Origin of the sequence: Proteiniphilum saccharofermentans (assembly GCF_900095135.1) — a bacterium.
Taxonomy (GTDB): domain Bacteria; phylum Bacteroidota; class Bacteroidia; order Bacteroidales; family Dysgonomonadaceae; genus Proteiniphilum; species Proteiniphilum saccharofermentans.
Map to the genome: position 1 here is coordinate 1226935 of NZ_LT605205.1, position 22179 is coordinate 1249113.

At 45.7% G+C, this 22179-nt stretch carries 15 protein-coding genes; all 15 read right to left on the bottom strand.

Annotated elements, in window-relative coordinates:
* Positions 1-34: 34 nt before the first annotated feature.
* Positions 35-1234 carry an aminotransferase-like domain-containing protein gene (locus PSM36_RS04735; protein ID WP_076929319.1) on the bottom strand — a complete coding sequence of 400 codons (1200 nt, stop codon included), beginning with the start codon at positions 1232-1234 and terminating at the stop codon, positions 35-37.
* Between the two features lie 166 nt (positions 1235-1400).
* On the bottom strand, positions 1401-1826 hold the full coding sequence (locus PSM36_RS04740; protein WP_076929321.1) for an ACT domain-containing protein: 426 nt from the start codon (positions 1824-1826) through the stop codon (positions 1401-1403).
* A gap of 65 nt (positions 1827-1891) precedes the next feature.
* Entirely contained in the window at positions 1892-3187 is a 1296-nt protein-coding gene (locus tag PSM36_RS04745) for a phenylacetate--CoA ligase family protein (RefSeq protein WP_076929323.1), read from the bottom strand.
* A gap of 1 nt (position 3188) precedes the next feature.
* On the bottom strand, positions 3189-3764 hold the full coding sequence (locus PSM36_RS04750) for an indolepyruvate oxidoreductase subunit beta (RefSeq protein ID WP_076929324.1): 576 nt from the start codon (positions 3762-3764) through the stop codon (positions 3189-3191).
* Positions 3765-3917: 153 nt separating this feature from the next.
* Positions 3918-5507: a thiamine pyrophosphate-dependent enzyme gene (locus PSM36_RS04755; RefSeq protein ID WP_076929326.1), complete on the bottom strand. Its 1590-nt coding sequence runs from the start codon at positions 5505-5507 to the stop codon at positions 3918-3920.
* Positions 5508-5788: 281 nt separating this feature from the next.
* A complete protein-coding gene (locus PSM36_RS04760; RefSeq protein WP_076929328.1) occupies positions 5789-6022 on the bottom strand; it encodes a hypothetical protein in 234 nt (77 codons plus the stop codon).
* Positions 6009-6239: a hypothetical protein gene (locus PSM36_RS04765; protein WP_076929330.1), complete on the bottom strand. Its 231-nt coding sequence runs from the start codon at positions 6237-6239 to the stop codon at positions 6009-6011. The genes PSM36_RS04760 and PSM36_RS04765 overlap by 14 nt, the downstream gene beginning before the upstream one ends.
* Positions 6240-6380: 141 nt before the next feature.
* On the bottom strand, positions 6381-8546 hold the full coding sequence (gene pnp, locus PSM36_RS04770) for a polyribonucleotide nucleotidyltransferase (RefSeq protein WP_076932053.1): 2166 nt from the start codon (positions 8544-8546) through the stop codon (positions 6381-6383).
* Positions 8547-8768: 222 nt separating this feature from the next.
* A complete protein-coding gene (locus PSM36_RS04775) occupies positions 8769-9440 on the bottom strand; it encodes a hypothetical protein (protein ID WP_076929332.1) in 672 nt (223 codons plus the stop codon).
* Positions 9441-9486: 46 nt separating this feature from the next.
* Positions 9487-10167, bottom strand: a complete 681-nt coding sequence (locus tag PSM36_RS04780; RefSeq protein ID WP_232001518.1) for a hypothetical protein — start codon at positions 10165-10167, stop codon at positions 9487-9489.
* Between the two features lie 94 nt (positions 10168-10261).
* Positions 10262-12538 carry an OmpA family protein gene (locus PSM36_RS04785; RefSeq protein WP_076929336.1) on the bottom strand — a complete coding sequence of 759 codons (2277 nt, stop codon included), beginning with the start codon at positions 12536-12538 and terminating at the stop codon, positions 10262-10264.
* A 127-nt stretch (positions 12539-12665) separates the two neighbouring features.
* A complete protein-coding gene (locus PSM36_RS04790; RefSeq protein ID WP_019537784.1) occupies positions 12666-13418 on the bottom strand; it encodes a hypothetical protein in 753 nt (250 codons plus the stop codon).
* An 86-nt stretch (positions 13419-13504) separates the two neighbouring features.
* Positions 13505-17269: a T9SS sorting signal type C domain-containing protein gene (locus PSM36_RS04795; protein WP_026326969.1), complete on the bottom strand. Its 3765-nt coding sequence runs from the start codon at positions 17267-17269 to the stop codon at positions 13505-13507.
* A 70-nt stretch (positions 17270-17339) separates the two neighbouring features.
* Entirely contained in the window at positions 17340-21089 is a 3750-nt protein-coding gene (locus tag PSM36_RS04800) for a T9SS sorting signal type C domain-containing protein (protein ID WP_076929338.1), read from the bottom strand.
* Positions 21090-21152: 63 nt separating this feature from the next.
* Entirely contained in the window at positions 21153-22178 is a 1026-nt protein-coding gene (locus PSM36_RS04805; RefSeq protein ID WP_019537781.1) for a FimB/Mfa2 family fimbrial subunit, read from the bottom strand.
* Position 22179: the final 1 nt, after the last annotated feature.

A 22179-nucleotide genomic window follows, 5' to 3' on the forward strand; every position in this document is an offset into this window, starting at 1 on the left:
AAAACGGCTGATTATAAATTATATAGTGTGCGGCTCAAGGGCCGCACATTTCTTTAATAGCTTCCGCGATCAGTGGAACACCTCGCCGGATGGTTTCCACATCAGTATTACAGAACGATACCCGCATACAATCATTCTTAATGCCATCGGGATCGAAAGTTTTTCCCGTCACAAAGACTACCCCTTTCTCAATCGCTTTTTTCAGGATAGCGGTAGCATTGCTACCTTCGGGTAATTGCAGCCAGGTATAGAATCCTCCGCGTGGCTTTTCGAAAGTCACATAGGCCGGCAGGAATGCCTCCAGCGCCCCGATCATGGCCAGTCCGCGCTTTTTATATTCTTCCCTTATGTTTGCCGTATAATTGTAGACATCTCCCCGCCGTATAAATTTATCGGCGAGCATTTGTGATATACTGGGTGAACAGGCATCGATCGACTGTTTAATCAACTCGCATTTCCGGTAGATCTCATCCGGCACCAGCATCCATCCCAGGCGTAATCCCGGTCCCAATATCTTGGAGAACGACCCGGTGTAGCATACATCGATCCCCTCCGGATCCGTGGCCTTCATCAGCCGCATCTCCGGCAGATCCTCGTCGTAAAAATAGAGCTCGCTGTAGGCGTCATCTTCGATCACGGGGATTTCCCTTTCTTTTAACAGAGCCATCATTTCCTGTTTCACCTTCCGTGAGTAGATGATTCCGGCGGGATTATGGAAATTAGGCGTATAGTAAAGGAATTTTGGAGCGGGTAGGGTGGTTTCGAGCCTCTTTTTGAGCTGATCGATATCCATCCCGTCCTCTTTCAGCGGTATGGAGACCAGGTTTGCCTGATAAGCACGGAAAGCGGAGAGTGCTCCGATAAAGCCAGGGTTTTCTACCAAAACCGGATCCCCAGGGTCGATAAATGCCTTTGCGAGGATGTGTATGGCCTGTAGTGAGCCGGTGGTGATCATCAACCGGTTGCTCTTTACCGGCAATCCCTTTTTTTCGAGGTAGTCCGACAACGACTCCAGCAACGAAGGCAGCCCTGTGGTAGGCCCATACTGTAACGCCGTCTGTTTTTCCTTTTCCGTGAGGGATTGATAGATCCGGTCAAGGGTTTCGAGTGGGAACAGCTCATTTCCCGGCATGCCGCCGGCAAAAGAGATTATATCGGGAGCCGTAGCGAGGCTCATCAGGTCACGTATCTCCGAAGAGCGGAGATTTGTGACACTGCTTGCGAATCGGGTCATAGTTGATTGAATGTGCTAATATGAATAATGTGCCAATGAGACTAAAGAGAGACTGGGAAGACCGGGGGACTGGGGAGTTTTTAATTCCAAATCCGACATTCCAGATCCCAGATCCCAAATCTTGTGTCTTGGCTCTTAAATCTTGGCTCTTAAATCTTGAATCTAATCAAAGTTGATAAATATCACGCTGTGACAATAGCTTCACTCCTCTCTTTTCCAGTATCCCCGTTACCCCGGATATATCTGCGGTTCGGATCACTGCCAGGGCTACATCCCTGTTTGAGAAAGCATACATATAGTCTACATTGATATTCTCCTCGGTCAGTATTTTCAGGACCCGGTACAACGAGCCCGGTTCATCGGGTATGTTCACGCAGGCCACATCGGTCAGTCCGATCGAAAATCCTGCTTTTTCCAGTACTTCCTTTGCCAGTGCAGGTCTTCCCACCACCATGCGCACAATACCATAGTCGGTTGTCTCGGCCAGGTTGAGCGCAGTAATGTTTATATCATGTTCGGCCAGAATACGGGTTAGCCCGGTAAGCCTTCCTGACCGGTCTTCCAGAAAAACAGATAATTGTTGAATATGCATCCTGTTGATTATTTTGGTGATTTGATAATGAATTCAAAAACATTTATAATTTGTTTCTCACACCTTTATTGCCTGTGATCGATGATCCGTTTTGCTTTTCCTTCGGAACGTTCTATACTATTGGGTTCCACTAATCTGATGATCGTACTGATCCCCAGCAGGCTTTTGATGTTATGGTCGATGCGCCGTCGGATTTGCTCCAGTTCCCGGATGCTGTCCGACCAGTTTTTTTCATCGATCTCCACGAGAACTTCCAGCGTATCGAGATTATTTTCCCTGCGGACGATCAGTTGATAGTGTGGTGAGGTTTCGGACATCTCCATCAGCACTGATTCCACTTGCGAGGGAAAGACGTTCACACCGCGGATGATCAGCATGTCGTCGGTACGTCCCAGGCATTTTTCCATGCGTACCAGCGTTCGTCCGCAGTCGCATTTCTCCCGGTGCAACCGTGTAAGGTCGCGTGTCCGATAGCGCAACAGCGGCATTGCCTCTTTACTCACCGTGGTGAATACCAGTTCACCCATTTCCCCGTCCGGCAGCACCTCCAGTGTTTCGGGATGGATGATCTCCGGGATGAAATGATCTTCGAAGACATGGTTCCCACACTGGCACTCGCACTCCATAGAGACACCCGGTCCGATCACTTCGCTCAGACCGTAAATGTCGTATGCTTTAATGTGCAGTAACTTTTCTATCTCCCTGCGCATCTCGTTCGACCACGGCTCTGCACCGAAGACACCTGCCCGCAGTTTGATATCCTTCGGTGAGATCCCCTCTTTCAGGATGCTTTCACCCAAATGCGCTGCGTACGACGGTGTACATGCCAGAATGGTGGCATTGAAATCGGTCATGAACTGCAACTGTTTCCTGGTATTGCCGCTCGATATAGGAATGACCGTCGCTCCCACTTTCTCGGCGCCGTAGTGCAGTCCCAGGCCTCCTGTGAAGGGACCATAGCCGTAGGCTATCTGAATGGTATCCCCGCAGTGGATGTCTGCCATAGTCAGGCTACGCGCCACCACTTCCGCCCAGATATCGATATCCTGTTGGGTGTAACCTACCACCGTCGGTTTTCCCGTTGTTCCGCTTGACGCATGTATCCGTACTACGTCATTCTGGTGTACGGTAAAGAGTCCGAACGGATAATTCTCCCTCAGATCGGCCTTGGTGGTGAACGGAAGCGATTTCAACTGATCCACGCTTTGTATATCACCCGGTTCAATTCCTCTCTCTTTCAGTTGGTTTCTGTAAAACGGCACGTGGTCATACATCCGTTGTATCATGGCGGAGAGTTGCCTGCTCTGCAGCGCGTGCATCTGTTCTTTTTCCGCACACTCTCTTTCGGGGTTCCAAATCATATTATTCCGACGCATATTCTTTACCAAGTCTGAACGCTTTTATATTCATATCGATTATTTCTTCTCCTTTTCTCTCAAAAAACAGCCCGATCGCTTTTTCCAGTTCCTTTGCCTTTATCCCCAGATAAGGGGAAGCAGCTCCCAGCATAACCACATTAAAAGTTTTCGGACTTCCCGCCTTTTTTGCCAGTGATCCGGCTTCTACAGGAAGATATACGGTCGATTCCCTGATGGTCTCCATCAGTTTCTCCTCATCCGGATAGTCGGGAATATTCTTATAAGGTTCGGTGGCGGTGACGATAACGCCCGTGGGCGACAGGAAAGAGAGGTAACGGAGTGCCTCCATGGGTTCGATCGACAGGATCAGGTCTGCTTTGCCGAGCGGGATCAGATCCGAAAAGATCTCTTCCGACGAGATACGCAGGTGTGATTCCACCGCGCCACCGCGCTGGCTCATACCGTGTACCTCAGCTTGTTTTACGTTCAGTCCCAGGTTCATGGCCGCCAGGTCGATGATCGACGCAATGGTAAGTATCCCCTGGCCTCCGACACCTGCAATAATGATATTCTTGTGCATATATTTTTTTAGATACAAGATTCAAAAACCAAGACTATGGAAATTCAAAATTCAAGATTCAAGATTTTCAAACTTCTTGACTTCTCCACTTCTTTTTTAATTATTCACTACTTCCCGAAGAATCGGGACAAGTTATCCTACCTTCCCATTTTATCACTTTCCCACTTTTCCACCTTTTTTCGCTGTCTGTACACATTCCCGTTGGGCGATGATCACGGAAACACCTTCATAGTCGAGTTCTTCTTTTAGTATTGTTACGTTGTTTTCGAGGTTTTTTTTCAACGGTACTACCAACCGGATGTGTTCCTCCTCCACACCGATTCCTCTACATATATCATAGAAACGGCCTGTTCCCGCCGAGTCCTGCCCTCCTGTCATTGCCGTAGCGCCGTTGTCCGATATGATGACGGTCATGGGCGACCGGTCGTTCACCGCATCGAGCAACCCTGTCATTCCCGAATGGGTAAAGGTAGAATCCCCGATTACACACAAGGCCGGTCGTATTCCTGCGTCGGCAGCGCCTTTTGCCATGGTAATGGCCGCACCCATATCCACGCAGGTGCTGATGGCACTGTAGGGTGGTAAGGCCCCCAGCGTGTAACACCCGATATCCCCGAAGACATGATGCTCCGGATAATTTTCCATTACACGGTTGATGGCGTCGAACAGGTCTCTGTGGCTACAGCCTTTGCATAGCATGGGCGGCCGTCCCGTTACAATTCCGGGCACAGTTCTTATTTCTCCCGTATCCACTTTCAGCGCTTGAGCCAGCAGGTTGGGAGAGAGTTCTCCCGTACGGGGTAGCGCACCATCCAGCCGTCCACGGAATTTTCCGTTTCCGAAATATCCTTTCAATAATTCTTCGTAAATGGGGTACCCTTCTTCGGCAATAAGCACGGAGGAATATCTCTCTGAAAATTTTTTTATTTTCTTTTCAGGTAGAGGGTATTGCGATATTTTAAGTACCGGGATATGGAGGTTATACGATTTGATCACTTCCATCGCGTAATTATAAGCAATGCCGAAAGCGATGACGGCTATGGAACCTTCCCCTTCCGTTATCCGGTTAAAATCCGATAATTCCGAGGAAACTGCCAGTTCCTGTTGTTTTTCGAGCAGGCGTTGGTAGTTTTTCCGGGCGTTTGCAGGCAGGAGTATCCATTTCCCCTTATCTCCGGAAGGATGTAGCCCGTTTTGTTTCCGCGCTTCTCCGCGCATGATTGCTGCACGTGAGTGGGAGAGTCGCGTAGGGATACGCAGCATCACGGGTAATTCCGTTTTTTCCGACAGGTCGAATCCGTAGCGTACCATATCATAGGCTTCCTGCTGGTTGGCAGGTTCCAGTATAGGGATCATGGCGAATTTACCGTATACACGGCTATCCTGTTCGTTTTGCGACGAGTGCATCGAAGGGTCATCCGCTACTGCTACTACCAGTCCCCCGTGTATACCGGTAACGGCCGCATTCATGAATGCGTCGGCAGCCACATTCAACCCTACATGCTTCATGCAGGTCAGACTTCGTTTTCCTGCGTATGACATTCCCAGTGCGGCTTCGAAAGCTGTTTTCTCGTTCGTCGCCCATGCCGACCGTACCTGTATCCCGTTGGTCTGTACCGACTGTTGTATAAACTCCGTAATTTCCGTAGAAGGAGTGCCCGGATAAGCATATACCCCGGATATTCCGGCATCCAGCGCTGCCTGCGCAATGGCTTCGGCTCCCAGTAATAGTTGTTTGTACATATTTTTCAGTAGGTTTTTGCAGATTGTGAATTATACAAAAAACCTCCTAATAGTGTGTTTTTATTCAAAAATCAAAGATTCAAGTTGCAAATGTACAAAAAATAAGCCCATAAAGTTTTAAATTTTCAAAATTAGAATGATTCTAAATATACCTCATTTTGACCGAAACAATCTTTATATTGGGGTTCTGCGTTAGGATGTTTCCGAATTCATTTTATCATAGAGGATGCTAAAATCCTATCTACTATTACATAATTTCCTGAGATATGGAATACAATATTTCAGTGTTTATTTTTCGATAATAGTCGTTTGCCTTTCGGATTGATTTGTTTTACTGTTTTCCACTCAGAATAAGGTAAAACTCCGGCTAAATATTCCAATGTTGAGATGTCTTCATATAGACCTTTAAGGTAATTATCAACTGTGTTTTGAGTGTATTTTGAAAGAATAAAATCGCCTATATTCTCTAGATCTCTATACACTTCATTACTTATGGCGATTTTATATTTTTTCATTTTTATGGATATAATCTTCTAAGTCACTAAAAAAAGTATCCAGTGTGACACAATTGTTTGGGAAGTTTTCCGGCGTCAATGTTTTATCGAAAAGTTTTTGTTGTTTGTCTTTTCTTTTCTTTGTACTGAATTTAGTTTCGGAAGAAACCTTATAATCAGCTTCAGGATCCCTGACTGTGTTTCTTCTTTTCCCGGAGATGTAGATCTTCTTTTTCATTGTTTTTAAATTATCTATTTTGTACAAAAATAAAAGATAAAGTTAAGATAAACAAACAATAAACAGGATTTATGTTTGGGAAAAACACAAAAAAAAGCGAACCCGGAAAAGGCTCGCTTTTACTATAAATATGTTGTCTGTTTAATACTCTATACCCTGGCTGCCGCTTCTTTCGGGGCGTTCAGGCCTTTCGGGGCGTGGAAGCAATACTTTACGTGACAGTTTGAATTTACCGGTTCTCGGGTCGATATCCATCAGTTTCACCTGTATCTTATCACCTTCCTTGATACCTGCGTCTTCCGTTCTCTCCAACCGTCTCCATTCGATTTCGGAGATATGCAGGAGTCCGTCTTTTCCCGGAAGGAACTCGCAGAAAAGACCATAAGGCATTACGGAACGAACAGTGGCTTCATATACCTCTCCGATTTCGGGGATAGCTACAATACCTTTGATCTTCGCCATGGCGGCATCGATGGAAGCCTTGTTGTTGGCAGATATTTCCACGCGTCCTTTGTTGTCGATCTCTTCGATAGTGATGACGGTACCCGTTTCTTCCTGCATTCCCTGGATGATTTTTCCACCCGGGCCGATGACAGCGCCGATAAAGTCTTTCGGTATCTCGATCACTTCGATCCGCGGAGCATGTGGTTTCAGGTCGGCACGGGGTTCCGAGAGGGTCTCCATCATTTTTCCCATGATGTGTTCACGACCGGCTTTGGCCTGTGCCAGAGCTTTTTCGAGGATCTCATAGGAGAGTCCGTCCACTTTGATGTCCATTTGTGTGGCGGTGATACCGTCTTTGGTGCCGCACACTTTAAAGTCCATATCTCCTAAGTGATCTTCGTCGCCTAAGATATCGGAAAGGACGGCAAAATTCTGTCCTTTGTTTTCCGAGATCAATCCCATGGCGATGCCGCTCACCGGTTTTTTGAGGTTCACTCCGGCATCCATCAGTGCCAATGTACCTGCACAAACGGTAGCCATAGATGATGAACCGTTCGACTCCAGGATATCCGACACCACACGCACCACATAAGGATAGCCTTGTGGGATCATCCGTTTGAGGGCGCGGTGCGCCAGGTTGCCGTGTCCTATCTCGCGACGGCCGGTAGCACGTTGTGGACGGGCTTCTCCGGTAGAAAAAGGTGGGAAATTATAGTGCAACAGGAAGCGGTCGGTACCATGTACCAATACATCGTCTACAATCTTTTCATCTAGTTTGGTGCCCAGTGTGACGGTTGTCAACGACTGTGTTTCACCGCGGGTGAAGAGCGCTGAACCATGAGGTCCGGGAACAAAGTCCACTTCGCTCCAGATCGGACGAATTTCGGTAGAGTTACGACCGTCGAGACGTTTTCCTTCATCGAGGATGCAGCGGCGCATTGCCTCTTTCTCTACAGCGTGATAGTAGCGGGCTACCAATGGTTTTTTCTCGTCTCTTTCTTCTTCGGGGATCGATTCCAGGAATTCTTCCAGGATTGATTCGAAAGCTTCTATCCGCTCATGTTTGTTAGGATTCTGAGAAGATGCTACTGCATAAGCTTTTTGGTAGCATTTGTCCCATACTTGTTTGCGGAGTTCTTCGTCGTTCTCTTCGTGGCAGTAGGTGCGTTTTACCGTTTTTCCTGCCATTTCGGTTAGTTCCATCTGTGCGCGGCAATGCTTTTTGATCTCTTCGTGAGCAAATTTGATGGCATCGAGCATTTCAGCTTCAGACACTTCATTCATCTCACCTTCCACCATCATGATATTGTCGATGGTAGCACCCACCATGATATCGATATCGGCCTGTTGCAATTGCTTGAATGTAGGATTGATAACGAACTGTCCGTCAATACGTGCCACACGTACTTCAGATATTGGTCCGTTGAAAGGTATGTCCGAAACGGCCAGTGCGGCAGAAGCGGCCAGTCCGGCCAATGCGTCGGGCATATCTTCACCGTTGGAGGAGTAGAGGATGACGTTTACAAAAACATCGGCATGGTAATCATCGGGAAAGAGGGGACGCAGTGCGCGGTCGATCAACCGGCTGGTCAGCACCTCAGAATCGGAAGGTTTTCCTTCTCGTTTCATAAAACCACCCGGAAAACGTCCGGATGAGGCAAATTTTTCTCTGTATTCAACCTGTAACGGCATAAAATCGGTTCCGGGGGTTGCATCTTTGGCGGCACAAACGGTGGCCAGCAGCATGGTGTCACCCATACGAAGGGTGACGGAACCATCGGCCTGTTTTGCCAGTTTCCCCGTCTCCAGCGTAATCGTGCGTCCGTCTGACAGCTCGATCTGCTTTACAATTGGATTCGTCATAAATGATAAGTTATTATTTTCTTTGCATAAAATCCCCCAAAGGTACATAAAGTTTTGGTTTCTTGGAGCATTCGGGACTATAAAAAACAGGAATTGCCTTAATCTGGCATTCCTGTTTCCCGGAAAAGAATGTAATTTATTACTTTTTATTCATATTCTTAAACGATGACTGAGTTATTGTAACAAAATAATCTGATTCTTTTCCGTTATTTCTCCTTTTCCTTAGTAGTAAACAATACCATATTCGCGATTTCTGGCAAGTTGTTTTTCGGGGGGTAAACCGGTATTGTGCTTTTCCACCTCTTCCCATATTTCAAGAATAATCTTATCCACTTTTTCACGGTAGGTGGCTATCTCCTGCAAGACGCACGCAGTAGCCTTCTGATGCAGTTTCTGTGTCTGATAGCCATCTTTGAAGAGAGTAAACATTACATTCACTTTGGCGATGGAAGGATTATAGATTGGTACGCCGCTGTGTGAGATACGCTGATATTCCCCCCGGATGATCTTTTCTCCCCATTCCAGCAGTTGTTCATGAGAAGTCAGATCAGGAACGACTAAGCGGGCGTCTCCCAAACCGTATATATCCAGTTGTTCTTCTTTGATTTCGGAACGTACCACACACATATACAATACCTGAATGAAATGAGAGATATAGATACGGGCGTTCTGGGTTGTTTTAGCGAAAGAGTGACCGGCATTCACCTGTATATCGTACAATTGCCGGTAACGGGCCGATAACTGTTCGAACTCCGTCAACAAACTTTTGGCCTCATCAAGAATATCCGCTGAGAACGAGAGTTCCGGAAAATCGGTATTGGCTGCTTTTTCAATTGCCGATTTCAAGGCCCTGATACGGGCATTGTCTGTATTTGGTAATTTACGATAGGGCATGTGATAACGGGTAAAGGCTGTTTGACTTCTTTTTTACTCTCTTTCATTACTTATTCCACTTTTTGGCTCGTTGTCGTAATTCTTCGATAGACTCTTTTCTCTGTGGAATAGTCTGCTGGGTGTCGACTTCGTCTATTACACTCTTCTTATCTCCTTCCTGTGTCTGGCGACGCGGCGGCGATACCCGTTCAGGAACAGCTTCAGGAATAATCGCTAAAAAATTAGTATATGCTTTTCTCAACAAAACGGCTTCCTGAGGATTGAGGTCGATAGTTTGGTAACCCTGCGCATATTGCACGACAAATTTCTTCACCAATCTATTGGCCAGGAAAGAAAGATCTCCCTCGAATACGACCCTCATATCCGCAATCTTCTGTGCCACGGTATTCATTCTGCGGGCTTTTGCATACCGGGCGGCTCTTAATTCGTATTTGCCGCTTTCTGTCTCGACTACAAGCCTTTCATTTTTTAAATATTCCACGGGGACGGCTTCTTCAAACACGGCATCTGTGAACATATACTTCAAAGAGAGGTTCATAAATTGAGCTTCATTCTCATATATAAATCTTACCGTAATCATCGGGTCTCTGAATCGAGGGTTTTTCTGCAATTTTCCCTGAGAAATTATTTCCCATTCGGACGTTATTGCTTCGGGTTGATATTGAGCAAAGCCGTTGAATGACATGAATATGCATGTCGTTAGCAATAAATACCTGATTGTTCCCATAATTGTTGTTTTATATAGTGTGTATCAATTTTTAAATTCTATTCTATAATCTCCCACTTCCCATTCTAAGTCCTTAATTTTTTAACTTTTAACTCTAATTTTCCAGCGTATCCCATAAATTGAGTTCATCGGCCAATTCCCTTACTTCAGAATCCAATCTGGTGCGGGAATATAATTCCGGACTCAGCTGACATGCTTTTTGAAGATGCTTTGCGGCTTCATTCTTATTATCTTTTCTTGCTTTGATAATGGCAAGTAAGTACTCGTTTCTGCCGGTTTCAGGCAATGCTTCCAGTACTTCCTGCGCTTTATCGTTATATCCCAGGCAAACTAACGTTAACGCGGTATTGTAGTCGGCATATTTAGCCAATTTCTCTAAAGCAAGCATATACTCCTTGTCTCTTAACAGTTTTATTCCTTCGGCATAATCTTCACGATGAGTTTCCTGCAAAGTGTTTTCTTCTATACCTGGACGATTAATATGGAGTGTTACATCAAAACGTACAAGCTTAGGATATATCTCATCTCTGATGATCTTATAATCATCCGGGTAATCCCTTTTAATATTTTCTTCGGTCATATCGGGGTATATGGCACTGGTAAGGGAATCCAATATCGCTTGCCGGTACAACAAACTTCTATGTGATTGTACTTGTCTTGCCAATGTAGGCCAATCTTCTCCCGCCGCTTTGGGTACCGGATTTCTCACTCCTTTTTGTTTTAAATAATCGGCCGCCTCTTTCGCTCTTTCAAGTGAAAGTTCGTAGTTTTCATGCCATAACCCCTCGAGATCGGTATAAGCGCGAATGGATATGCTGTCGACAACCAGGTCCGCTTCATTATTATAAACCTGATATGCTTCCACTATCTTGTCAAATATCTCCGGATTTCTGATATCCCTGAATCTATGGGATTTTTTCGTCCGGTAATCCGGATAAAGGCTTTGATTATCCACCATGTTCTTATGAAGCATCTTTCGTTCGGTTACCAGCGATTCATCAGCCAGTTGAGCCAACGAAGCGATGAAGTATGTCAGGGTATCCGACAGCGGAAAGACGAAAGTGGACTTGTCTATGCCTTCCACCATCGCAGCTAAAACGACCTCCAATTTTTTGGTGCTCTTCTCAATTTTCCACGGTTGTTTATAGGGATACCTGAAATCGTACTCAGCAGTAATGACTGTATCCAGTCTCAATCCGGTCATTTCCTCCCCGGGGATAGGGAATTCGACCACTTCTTTAAATATTTCACCTTTTCGCTCTATATTCATATCATTGAGCACTATCTCATCGATCAGATAATGCCTCTTTGCTATTCTTGCCGAATCTTCTTTCGTGAACGGTTTCGCCTTCAGGTCCCGCAGGGTTAATCCCTTTTGGTGGATATCCCTGTATTTTCGCGGGATATGGCTCCGTCGCATTATGCTGTCCTTGTGGGCATGGATATTGATGTCGGGGTGGATCGAATCGACCCAGTCGAAAGAGAATTGCCTTTTAAGGTAGCTTGTGTAGTCTTTCTTGTATTTGTCCATATATTGCCCATAGATACCCAGCGTATCGATCCCTTTATTTTTATCCAACTGCCTGAAGGCTTTCTTATCCGACTTGCGCCAATAGCGTGACTGCATGTGCTTTTTATGCCGTCTTGCAATGGCCTCCATCCGGAGAAATTCCATTTCGTTCATTTTCTTCCAGTTGGCATAGTCCATCATCAGGTCATAATTGCGCCTGTAATCATTGTAGTTGCGCCTTTGCATTTTGTAGATATCCTTGTTCATCCCTTTCCAGTCAACGAACAAAGAGTCATAAGCCGACGGATCCACGATAGTGCTCAGAAAATCCTGGTATGCCTCGTAATCGCCCAACTGCTTGTCCCTGAACCCTTCGCCTGTTACTAATATGGTGTCCAGCGGCGTGATGCTGTCCCCGTCTATCAGGAAAGGGGCCAGTGTCAGCCGCCAGTATGGGTCGAGTATGTCTACGGGGGCGATAATGTCAAAATCCACATGCACCCTGCCGTCCCTTTCCGTGGCAAAATTCGATTTTGCTTTTACCACTACACCGGATAATCTGTATGTCTTGGTCGTATCCAGTTTATCCATCTCATTGACGAGTACCTCGTTTTGGGAAAGGTCACCGGAGTATTCCGAGAATGAGACCTCTTCCGATACCGACCGGGAACCATCCAGTCCTTCTATGCCTCCCTGGTCGGCAAAGGTGATTTCGGGTTTCGTCGTTTGCATGAACAGCCGTTCTATATCTAACTTCCGGTAATTCTTTTTTATCGAACACGATGGGGAGATCGTGATCATAAAAGTAAACGCGATTATAAAAAATAACAGACTAAAATTAAACGGAGTATATTTCTTCATACGATTATGCTATCTTTTTTCGTTAAGGTGTATGAGTCCGGAACAATTGGTGTGCACCCGTTTCATACGATTATTCTATTGAACTTTTAGAACATCTTGGTTCTTGATTCTTGTATCTTGTATCTTTTTATAATGGATTCATGCTCAGTCGCAAACGGGGTATCTTTATGTGTAGATGCTCTCCCCTTGAAGTCCCGGGATATCCTAATTGCACCTCCGTGACCGTCGGGGTTGCATCCTGGTACGTATAATCCGGATCGCACAGAAATTGCTCCAGAATAGTCCAATCCTGTTCCCCCTTCTTTAGATCCCTTAAGAGGTCGTCGGATTCTTTCAACTGGTAGAGCGTATATTTGCCTTTCATTTCACCCATTTCGTTGACCGATCCCATGGCTTCGTACTTGTAGTTTCCCAATGCAAAATTAAACGAGCCGGCCAATGTGTCGTTCTTGACCTCTAACCGTAAATTGCGGGCTACATACGCTTCCACGGGAGTCCATGTGATTTTCCTTCCTTTTCCTTTAATAAATTCGCTTTTTCTTTTCCACTTGAATTTTTCGCAATTGATCACTACGGTTCCATTGATTTTATCATTGACAAATGTGGCGGTAATATTTTCCGAACCCGACCATATACTCCGGTCGGTTTTCTCCATCGACCATTTCCTGGTAAATTTGCCGTGTTTGATTTTTCTCCCGTCGGCACCCTTGTAATATTCGTAGCGTATCTTACAACCTGTATTCCGGTCGTGAAACTCTTCCACCTGGATTTTCTGTTTTGGACTTCCTCTTTCTTTCTTTTGCCTGTCCGGTATATTCCCCGGATAACAGAGACTGGTAAATAAAACGCTTACTGTCAGTAAAATCAGTTTAGTTCTCATATTTTATATTATTAAATCATCAAATCAGATAAATTACCAATTACCAATTACCAATTACTATATCCCATGTTCCAAATTCCACATCGTCAATTCCCCATTATCTTTTTTACCTTCTCTTTTCCAGAGGCCGTTTTTACCCGGACCAGGAATAGCTTTCCCTGTAACGCTATAGGATGGGTGTATTGGGAAAGATTGACTGAATGAACTGAAAATACCAGTCGTCCGTACAGGTCATACACCGATACGGCATCTATGTTTTCGTCTGATGTGACCTTCAATATTCCAGAACGGTACATTATATTGATCCCGTCTTCCGGATCTTCCTGTCCGATTGTTCCGGTTTCGCCGCCCAATTGCAGCACGAAGCGGTTCTTATCGACATATTGTTTGTCCAAACCCGATGCTTGTTGAGTAAAGCGATAGACCGGGCTGTGTACAAGGTCCTGCCTTACATTCAGGTGTTTGTCCACCAGGATCGCTTTTGCGCCGGTGGAAGCGGTAAACGCCGCTATATTCCGGAATTCAAGGGCCAGGCAGGAGTGTACATCGGAAGTTTTTACCCCTATGGGTACCTCATTTTCGCCTTGTCCGAGATTTCTGACCAAATAGGAAAGATCCCCACCGGAGGACATAAAAAATATTTCTGGCGCTTCGTGGCCCTCCGGCAGGATCATTTTCCTAATTTCGGTATTGTTCGTATTGCGATTATTTTGTAGTATGGCACAGTCACCCGATTCAATCCCCGCTTTCTGTATATGCACGGAAAGGGCGCCGTCTGCCGATCCGGAGCGGAGTCCGGTTACAGACGCATCCAAACCATTTTCCTCATTCTCCGTTTGCGACGGGAGGGTTACCGTAAACGGGAATGAAAGCGTGGTGACATTCGGTTTTACAGTCACGATAAAGGCTTTCCAGGCCGGGATTATACTGCCCTCTGTAAAATAGTGCTGTTCCCATATCTTTTCATCTTCCGACAAGAGTTTATATCCCTGCGAATCATCTATGTTTTCCGTATTCTCTTCGGCGAATGCCTTTGCGTCGATAGGAGCAAGGAATGGATTGCCGACCATCACTTCGTTGCTGTCCCCCATGCCTTCCGTATTCAGCGGCATTTCATACACTGCGTTGGAGGGCGGTTCGTTCAGCTCTGTCTCATATACGAATCGGTACGCCTCGTCGCTGCGGCTCATCGATCCCAGCGGGGAATTGAGAAGTTTCAACGTCCTGGTGTCGAAATAGTAGAAATAACTCTTCTTTGCGAGGGCATCATAGTTGTGCGCGGTATAATGCGCTTTCAGGGACTCGTTTTCGAAATAGGGAATTTCGATCACCCCCTTAAGTCCTTCCAGGTTGGTTTGGTCTTTATGACCGACTTTTCCACTTTCGTATCCTGCCATTTTTACCGCGATGGCGTTGTTTGTGGTTGCGAGCGCCACGTCGTTCGTGGGGAACGCTTCAGAGAGATCCCCCTCCGCCACACTTCCGGGAGTCGTTACCGTAAACTGTGTTTGCCAGGAGAAGGGACGTCCCGCTAAGGAGAAATCCCCTGAGGCCATGCTTTTCAAAGGTGCGGCAAGTATATGCCATGCATCGCGCTGCAATATTTCTGCGTTTTCCAAAGAAAGGGGAGGTTGTTGTCCGCTTGCCGGACTATCCCCGTAATACCCCCAGTTGTAATTGATGTATGCCTTGTTGTATTTCAGTTCATGCTGGTAGTGCAGTTCGCTGCCGTACCTGAAAACGATCTCGTCCGCTTCGGGCTGTCCGTAATGGGTCCAGTCTGTATTTTCTTGCGTCAGCGAAGGATAGTTGGCCGCTTTTCCCGGAAGGTACACCTTCGTATAGTCCGCAGGTATTACTTCAATGGGGTTCTGTCCTTCCGGGTCTTTCGCCCAGTTCTTTACATTATTCCAGTCGCGGTCTTTTGTATCGGTCCTCCAATACAATACTATTCCTTCCGATTTATCAAGGACCTCTATTGTCCGGGTAATGGTGGTATCGCAATTGGCATCATGGTTCCAGATTGTTAATGAAATATTTTTCGTTCCGGATGATGAATAAAAAACTTCCACCCCGGCTTCTGTTGAGGTAGGGACTGATGCCCCTTCTCCGAAATTCCACAGATAAGTGGTGCTGAAATAATTATCCGGGTCGTCATCCGGGTTCAGTTTGATCGTGAAGTTATATGCTTTGTTTTCAAGTAACTGCTCAGGTGCGCTAAGAATATGGCTGAAGTTTTGCAGTTTCAGATACGTTTTGTCTGTTATCTTATATTGGTCTTGGTCAACAGTTAATGTGTATTCTCCGCTTTTTGTCGCTACAAACGTAGCTTCATTAGAAATTTCTTCTCCGTTATACAGCCATTTATATGATTTCGCATAGGGCGCAGAAAATGTATAACTATCGCCACAATGTGCTATGACGTCACTCTCGAAAGAGAATGTCCCGAAAGCCGAAAAATAACCATATAATGAAGATGTAGTGGCTGCTCCGAGAAAATATCCTAACGAAAAAGCTCCTTTGTCGTTTTCTATGGTACACACCCTGTTGCCTCCGCTTGCCTTGATGTCTACCTTGGCATATCGCCAATCTTCGAAGCCGACCTCGCCAACTGTAACTTTGAGGGAATCACCATCCATTACAAATCCATCTTTGGCCGATTCGCGAAATACCAAAAACATTGAGTTGATATTCATGTCTCCCTTAAAGAAAGTGATACGACGTGCCGATATGGAATACAAACTGGGCAGCAAAGAGCCGCCAACTTCGGATCCGGCAGCTGACTGGTGCATACAATATACCGGACGATTCGATGTCACGGAGTATGCCTGTGGATTTGTAGCTCCCACGCCTAAATTCCAAGAATAATATTTTCCTTTTTGAAGAGTTTGTTCCTCAAAATCGCCAACTTTTATAACGGTATTGTCTTCTACAGCCAATACACCGACATGATCGGTAACATTTCCCCCGTAAGAGAATCCTTTCACAACGATGTAATTTTGTCCGAGCTTGTTCACCGGAACCATTTGGTCGCCGATAGGATCAATGCTCGATTGACCCACAACTGAATTACAATCTTCAAAAAGCGTAACCGCAATAGGCTTGGTAGAAGTAACCCTGCTCCCTGTCAGTTGGGTATCAAATTTTTCTCCCCGCCACAACAAAGTCTGCCCTTTATTAAGTTTTTTAGTTTTCGAGGACCCACTATTCACGATACTGTTGTCGCTGAGATCTATCAGATTGCCATTGGCAGGTACCACTGTTACTTCAGTCTCATCCTCGGATGCGACAATCTGTATTTGACGAAAAGCATCCTCTTTGTAAGAAGCACCACTATTGACGTAAGCTTGTTGAAAAGGCATATAAAAGTCTTCTCCCAGCGCTTTCTTCCCTTTCAATGTGAATATTTCCTTTTGATTTCCCCCGTCAATCTGATAGTAAGCGGAGATCGGCGCTGTGGATGTGATAAGAATTCCTTTGTCTGTCACCTTCCCGGAACTTGTATAGGTATTCTCAACACTATCTACCTGTACATCTTTAAATTCAAATTTCCAATGAGACTTTGCATCCATAGACATTATCGTATCTGTTCTGGATTTGAAATACTTATTTTTCGGCATACTGATTGTAACCGTAGCGGGTTTGTCGCCCGTGGTAATCATCAAAAATGTTGGCCGGTCGGCATGTGATTTAGACGCATCGGGGGCAACGAACCAAAACTCAGTATTATCAGAGTCCTGCGCATAGAGTGAGAAAGAAAACACAGCAAGGAAAACCATAAGAAACATTCTGGAAAAGACATGCTTCCATCTGTCTCCGTAACCTATGCTCTTAGTATTTTCAAACTTCATAACCACATCTTTTTTATTAACCATACCAAATTTCTCTCATACCCTCACCCTCCTTTTAAAGTCAGAGTGATCAATAACCCATTATCTTTTTTACTTTCACTTTTCCTGAGGTTGTCTTTACCCGGACTAAGAATAGCTTTCCCTGTAACGCCACCGGATGGATATATTGGGTGAGGCCGACCGAACGGGTCGAGAATACTATTCGTCCGTATATGTCATACACCGAGACGGCATCGATGTTTTCGTCCGATGTGACTTTCAATATCCCCGAACCGTACATTATATTGATCCCCTCTTCCGGATCTTCCTGTCCGATTGTTCCGGTTTCGCCGCCCAATTGCAGCACGAAGCGATTCTTATCGACATATTGTTTGTCCAAACCCGATGCTTGTTGTGTAAAGCGATAGACCGGGCTATGTACAAGGTCCTGCCTTACATTCAGGTGTTTGTCCACCAGGGTTGCTTTTGCGCCGGTGGCAGCAGTAAACGCTGCGACATTCCGGAACTCAAGGGTGAGACGGGAGTGCGTATCAGACGTTTTCACCCCTATGGCAACCTCTTTTTCGTCCTGTTCAAGATTTCGGACCAAATAGGAAAGATCCCCGCCGGAGGAGATAAAAAATATTTCTGGCGCTTGGTGTCCCTCCGGCAGGATCATTTTCCTTATTTCGGTATTGTCCGTATTACGGTTATTCTGTAGTATGGCACAATTGCCCGATTCAACCCCTGCTTTCAATATATGCAGGGAGAGGGCGTCATTTGCCAAATTTGTATTATTAGATGAACGAGTGTGATTGGATACTTGTGCAGTCCTGAAAACCGTGGCTTCCAACGGGAACGACAGGCTGGAAACCCCCGATCCGCTCAACGTAACAATAAACGCCTTCCACGCAGGGATCGTGTCACTTTCAAAAGATTTTTGTTCCCATGTCAATCCGTCTTCAGACAAAAGTTTGAAACCCTGATCGAAAACTATTGCACTCGTATTCGCGTCGGCAAAAGACTGGGCGTCGATGGGCGCGAGGAACGGGTTACCGACCATTACTTCAAGGGTAGCCCCCATATCTCCGGTGTTCAGCGGCATTTCATAAGTTCCGCCTGCGGGAAGTTCATTCTGCTCCGTCTCATATACGAACCGGTATGCCTCTCCTGCCCTGTTCATTGATCCCAGCGGGGAGTTGAGCACTTTCAGTGTCTTGGTGTCGAAATAGTAGAAATAACTCTTCTTTGCAAGGACATCATAGCTATGCGCGGTGTAATGCGCTTTCAGCGAATCGCTCCCAAAATAGGGAATTTCAATCACACCCTTAAGCCCTTCCAGGTTGGTTTGGTCTTTATAACCGACTTTTCCACTTTCGTAACCTGCCATTTTTACCGCGATGGCGTTATTGTTTTCTTCAAGCGGTATATCGTTTGTTGCAAGCCCGTGGGGGAATCCACCTTCCGGCACGATTCCTCCTGCCACGTTTACTTCAAACATATTTTGCCATGAAAACGGATATCCTCCCAAGGAGAAATCACCTGAAGCCATCCTTTTCAAAGGCGCTGCAAGAGCGTGCCAAATGTTACGCTTTAGTATCACCCCGTTTTCCCAGGACAGACCAGGTTGTTGTCCGCTTGCCGGACTATCCCCGTAATACCCCCAGTTGTAATTAATGTATGCTTTATTGTATTTCAGCTTATGCTGATAGTGCAATTCGCTGCCGTACCTGAAAACGATCTCGTCCGCTTCGGGCTGTCCGTAATGGGACCAGTCGGTATTTTCTTCTGTCAGGGAGGGATAGTTCGCCGCTTTCCCGGGAAGATATACCTTTGTATAATCTGCCGGTACTACAGCGATCGGATGATTTCCCTCCGGGTCTTTTGCCCAGTTGTCCACATTGTTCCAGTCGTGGTCTTTCGTGTCGGGTCTCCAGTACAATACCACCCCTTCCGATTTATCAAGCACCGTAATAGTCCGGGTTATCACCGTATCGCAATTGGCATCCTGGTTCCAGACTGTCAATTCAATCGTCTTCCTTCCGGATGATGAATAGGCTACATTCACCACACGTTCGGTAGAGGTTACAACCGGTGTCCCCCCGGTATCCTCGCTATCGAAGAATTTCCATTCATACGCCGCAGGATAGTAATTATCCTTGTCGTTCTGGGGATTCAGTTCGATGGAGAAGTTGTACGGCTTTTCCTGGAGCAACTGTTCAGGTGCGCCAAGAATATGGTTGAAGTTTTGTAATTTAAGATAGGTTTCATCGGTGATCTCATAAGGATCCTGATTCACCTCCAACGTATAGGGCCCGCTTTTCGTCGTTTCGAATGTTGAAATATTTCCGGGATTAACGACTCCTTCGGGAACTGTCCATTTATACTCAAGTGCGTACGGCGCATCGAACTGATAGCTGTCTCCGCAATGATAGATGGTATCGCCGCCGAAAGAAAAAGTGCCGAAAGCAGACAGATATCCGTATAAAGATGATCCACTCTTTGTTCCGTTAAAGTAACCCAAAGCAAAAGCGCCTTTTGAGTTCTCAATAGTACAAACTTGCTCTTTTGTGGGGTCAGTCACAAGGTTTACTTTCGCGTATTGCCAATCATCAAATCCAATATCAACGGGATTGAAGGATGGAATTGATGCGCCATCCATGGTAAAGCCACTATTAGCGGATTTACGAAAAACCAGGAACATCGCATTTACCTCCTCAATTTTTCCCTTAATAAAGGTGATTCGCCGTCCCGATATGGAGTATAAACTGGGCATTAAAGCTCCGCCTATTTCTGTGCCGGCAGCTGATTGATGCATACAATACACCGGTTCTGTCGCGCTTATGTAATAGGCTTGTGGTTGATGATCTTTATCACCCAAAGGTATAGACCAAGATTCTCCGGCATTAAGGGTTTCTGTTTGTCCGTTCCATGTAACCTCCGTCCCATCCTTGACGGCAAGAATAAGAGCATGATCCTGAACAGCGGGATCATGGGTGCTATTATACTCTGAATACCCCTTGACGACTATGTAATTCTTTCCTAATTTATCTACGGGAACAAGTTGGTCTCCGATGGGATCGGCACTGGTGTTTCCTTTGATACAATCTTCGAATAATGTTATTGCAATCGGTTTATCCGCTTTAATATGTGAACCCGTTAAGATCGTTTCCTGCTTGTGCCCCCTCCACAAAAGGGTCTCTCCTTTTTGAAGTGTTCTGGTTACCTGAGTTCCCGCAGATATAGATTCAGTTGTTCCGATTGCCAGATCTCCCGTAGGAGTAATCGTAACCTTAGTGTCGTTCTCTGTTGCGACAATCTGTATCTGGCGATAAGGTTGGTTATTATAATCGTCCTTATTATTAATTGGATAGGCTGTCTGAAAGGGCATGTAAAACTCATCTCCCAGTGCTTTCTTCCCTTTGAAGGTGAATATTTCCCTTTGGTATATTTTGGTTCCCTCAATCTGGTAATAAGCGGATACCGGAGCAGTTGATGTTATCTGAATACCTTTCTTAGTGACGGTGCCGGAAGACGTATAAGCGTTTTCGATAAGATTCATTTGCTCTTCAGTCGTGAAATCGTATTTCCAATACGAATAGGCAGGAATTATAGAATCAATTGGTTCGAAAGAAGAATTCGCGGGCATGCTGATAGTAACTGTAGCCGGTTTGTCACCCGTGGTAATCATTAAAAATGTTGGTCGGTCTTCATGTGCTTCTGCCGCGTCGGGAGCGACGAACCAAAACTCCATATTATCCGAGTCCTGCGCATGCAACGAGAAAGAAAGCAGCGTGAGCAGGCCTGTAAAAAGTGCTCTGTGAAATATATTCATTTTCATAACCACATCTCCTTTGTTTACCAAATCAAAATTCTGAATACTTATACCCGCTAAATCCGGTGATTATTGAAATTCTTCCTCCTGGATGATCCAGTCTTCCCACGGTTTTACACCGATCTTGATATCCAGCGAGGTTTTACCATGAAATGTCACATTCACCTGCATAATGCTGTTGATTTTCGGCACGATAGGGATTTCTATGCCATTGGCGCTTTTCCCGAAATATTCCTTACCGCCTGACGGCATGGAAACACGCAACTTTAATTTGTGTTCCGTGGTATCCACGGCTGCCGGATTTTGCACCAATATGCCCTCTTCGTTCGTGATGAAAGCGTCATCGCCCCTATGGGCCGGCACGATAAAATTCAGCGTGTCGGCTTTACCTGCTCCATCAAACTCGAAATTTTCCCGTATCGGTTTATCCGAAACAGCCGGTGAATCCCCGTTCGGATATAGTTTTCCAGTCCATGCCAATGATGTGGGAACATCCAATAGTTCCGCATACGCCATAGCCTTGTTATCATCCGTGACCGGGTCGAAACCCTCGTAGTGTTTCAGGATTACTTGCACTTTGGCCACATTGCGGTATAGGAGCGTACTTTTTTCAGTGACTTCATCCTGTTTTATCACAACATCCCGCAGCAATCCATACCTCAACTCGGAAGGGGTCTGGGACAAAAATAGCCCGTCTGTTGTGACAGGCGTTTGCCACATGATTGCACTTCCCATTGGCGATAGGGGAGACGGCAAGGTGATGTTTTGCCGGATATACTCTTCCTTATCGCAGGTCAACAATACGATGTTCCAAGTGCCAATGGCTACATCCGTGGAAAGCTTGTTCCCTTCTTGCGTTACGTTCAGTTTTTTCTCCCAAAATCTGTCGCTGGCGTTGAACATATAAAGGGAGGTATTGGCCGCAAAGGTTTCCGCATTCGCCGCTCTCATTTGTAACGACAGGCGCGACTCGGCCGATTCTTGCGGATCGACTACGTTCCGGTCGTTGCAGGAAATTGTAAGGACGACCCACAACAAAGCGGTTACTACATACAAATGATGTGTGCCTGTTTTGAATGTGCTTGTATTCATCATC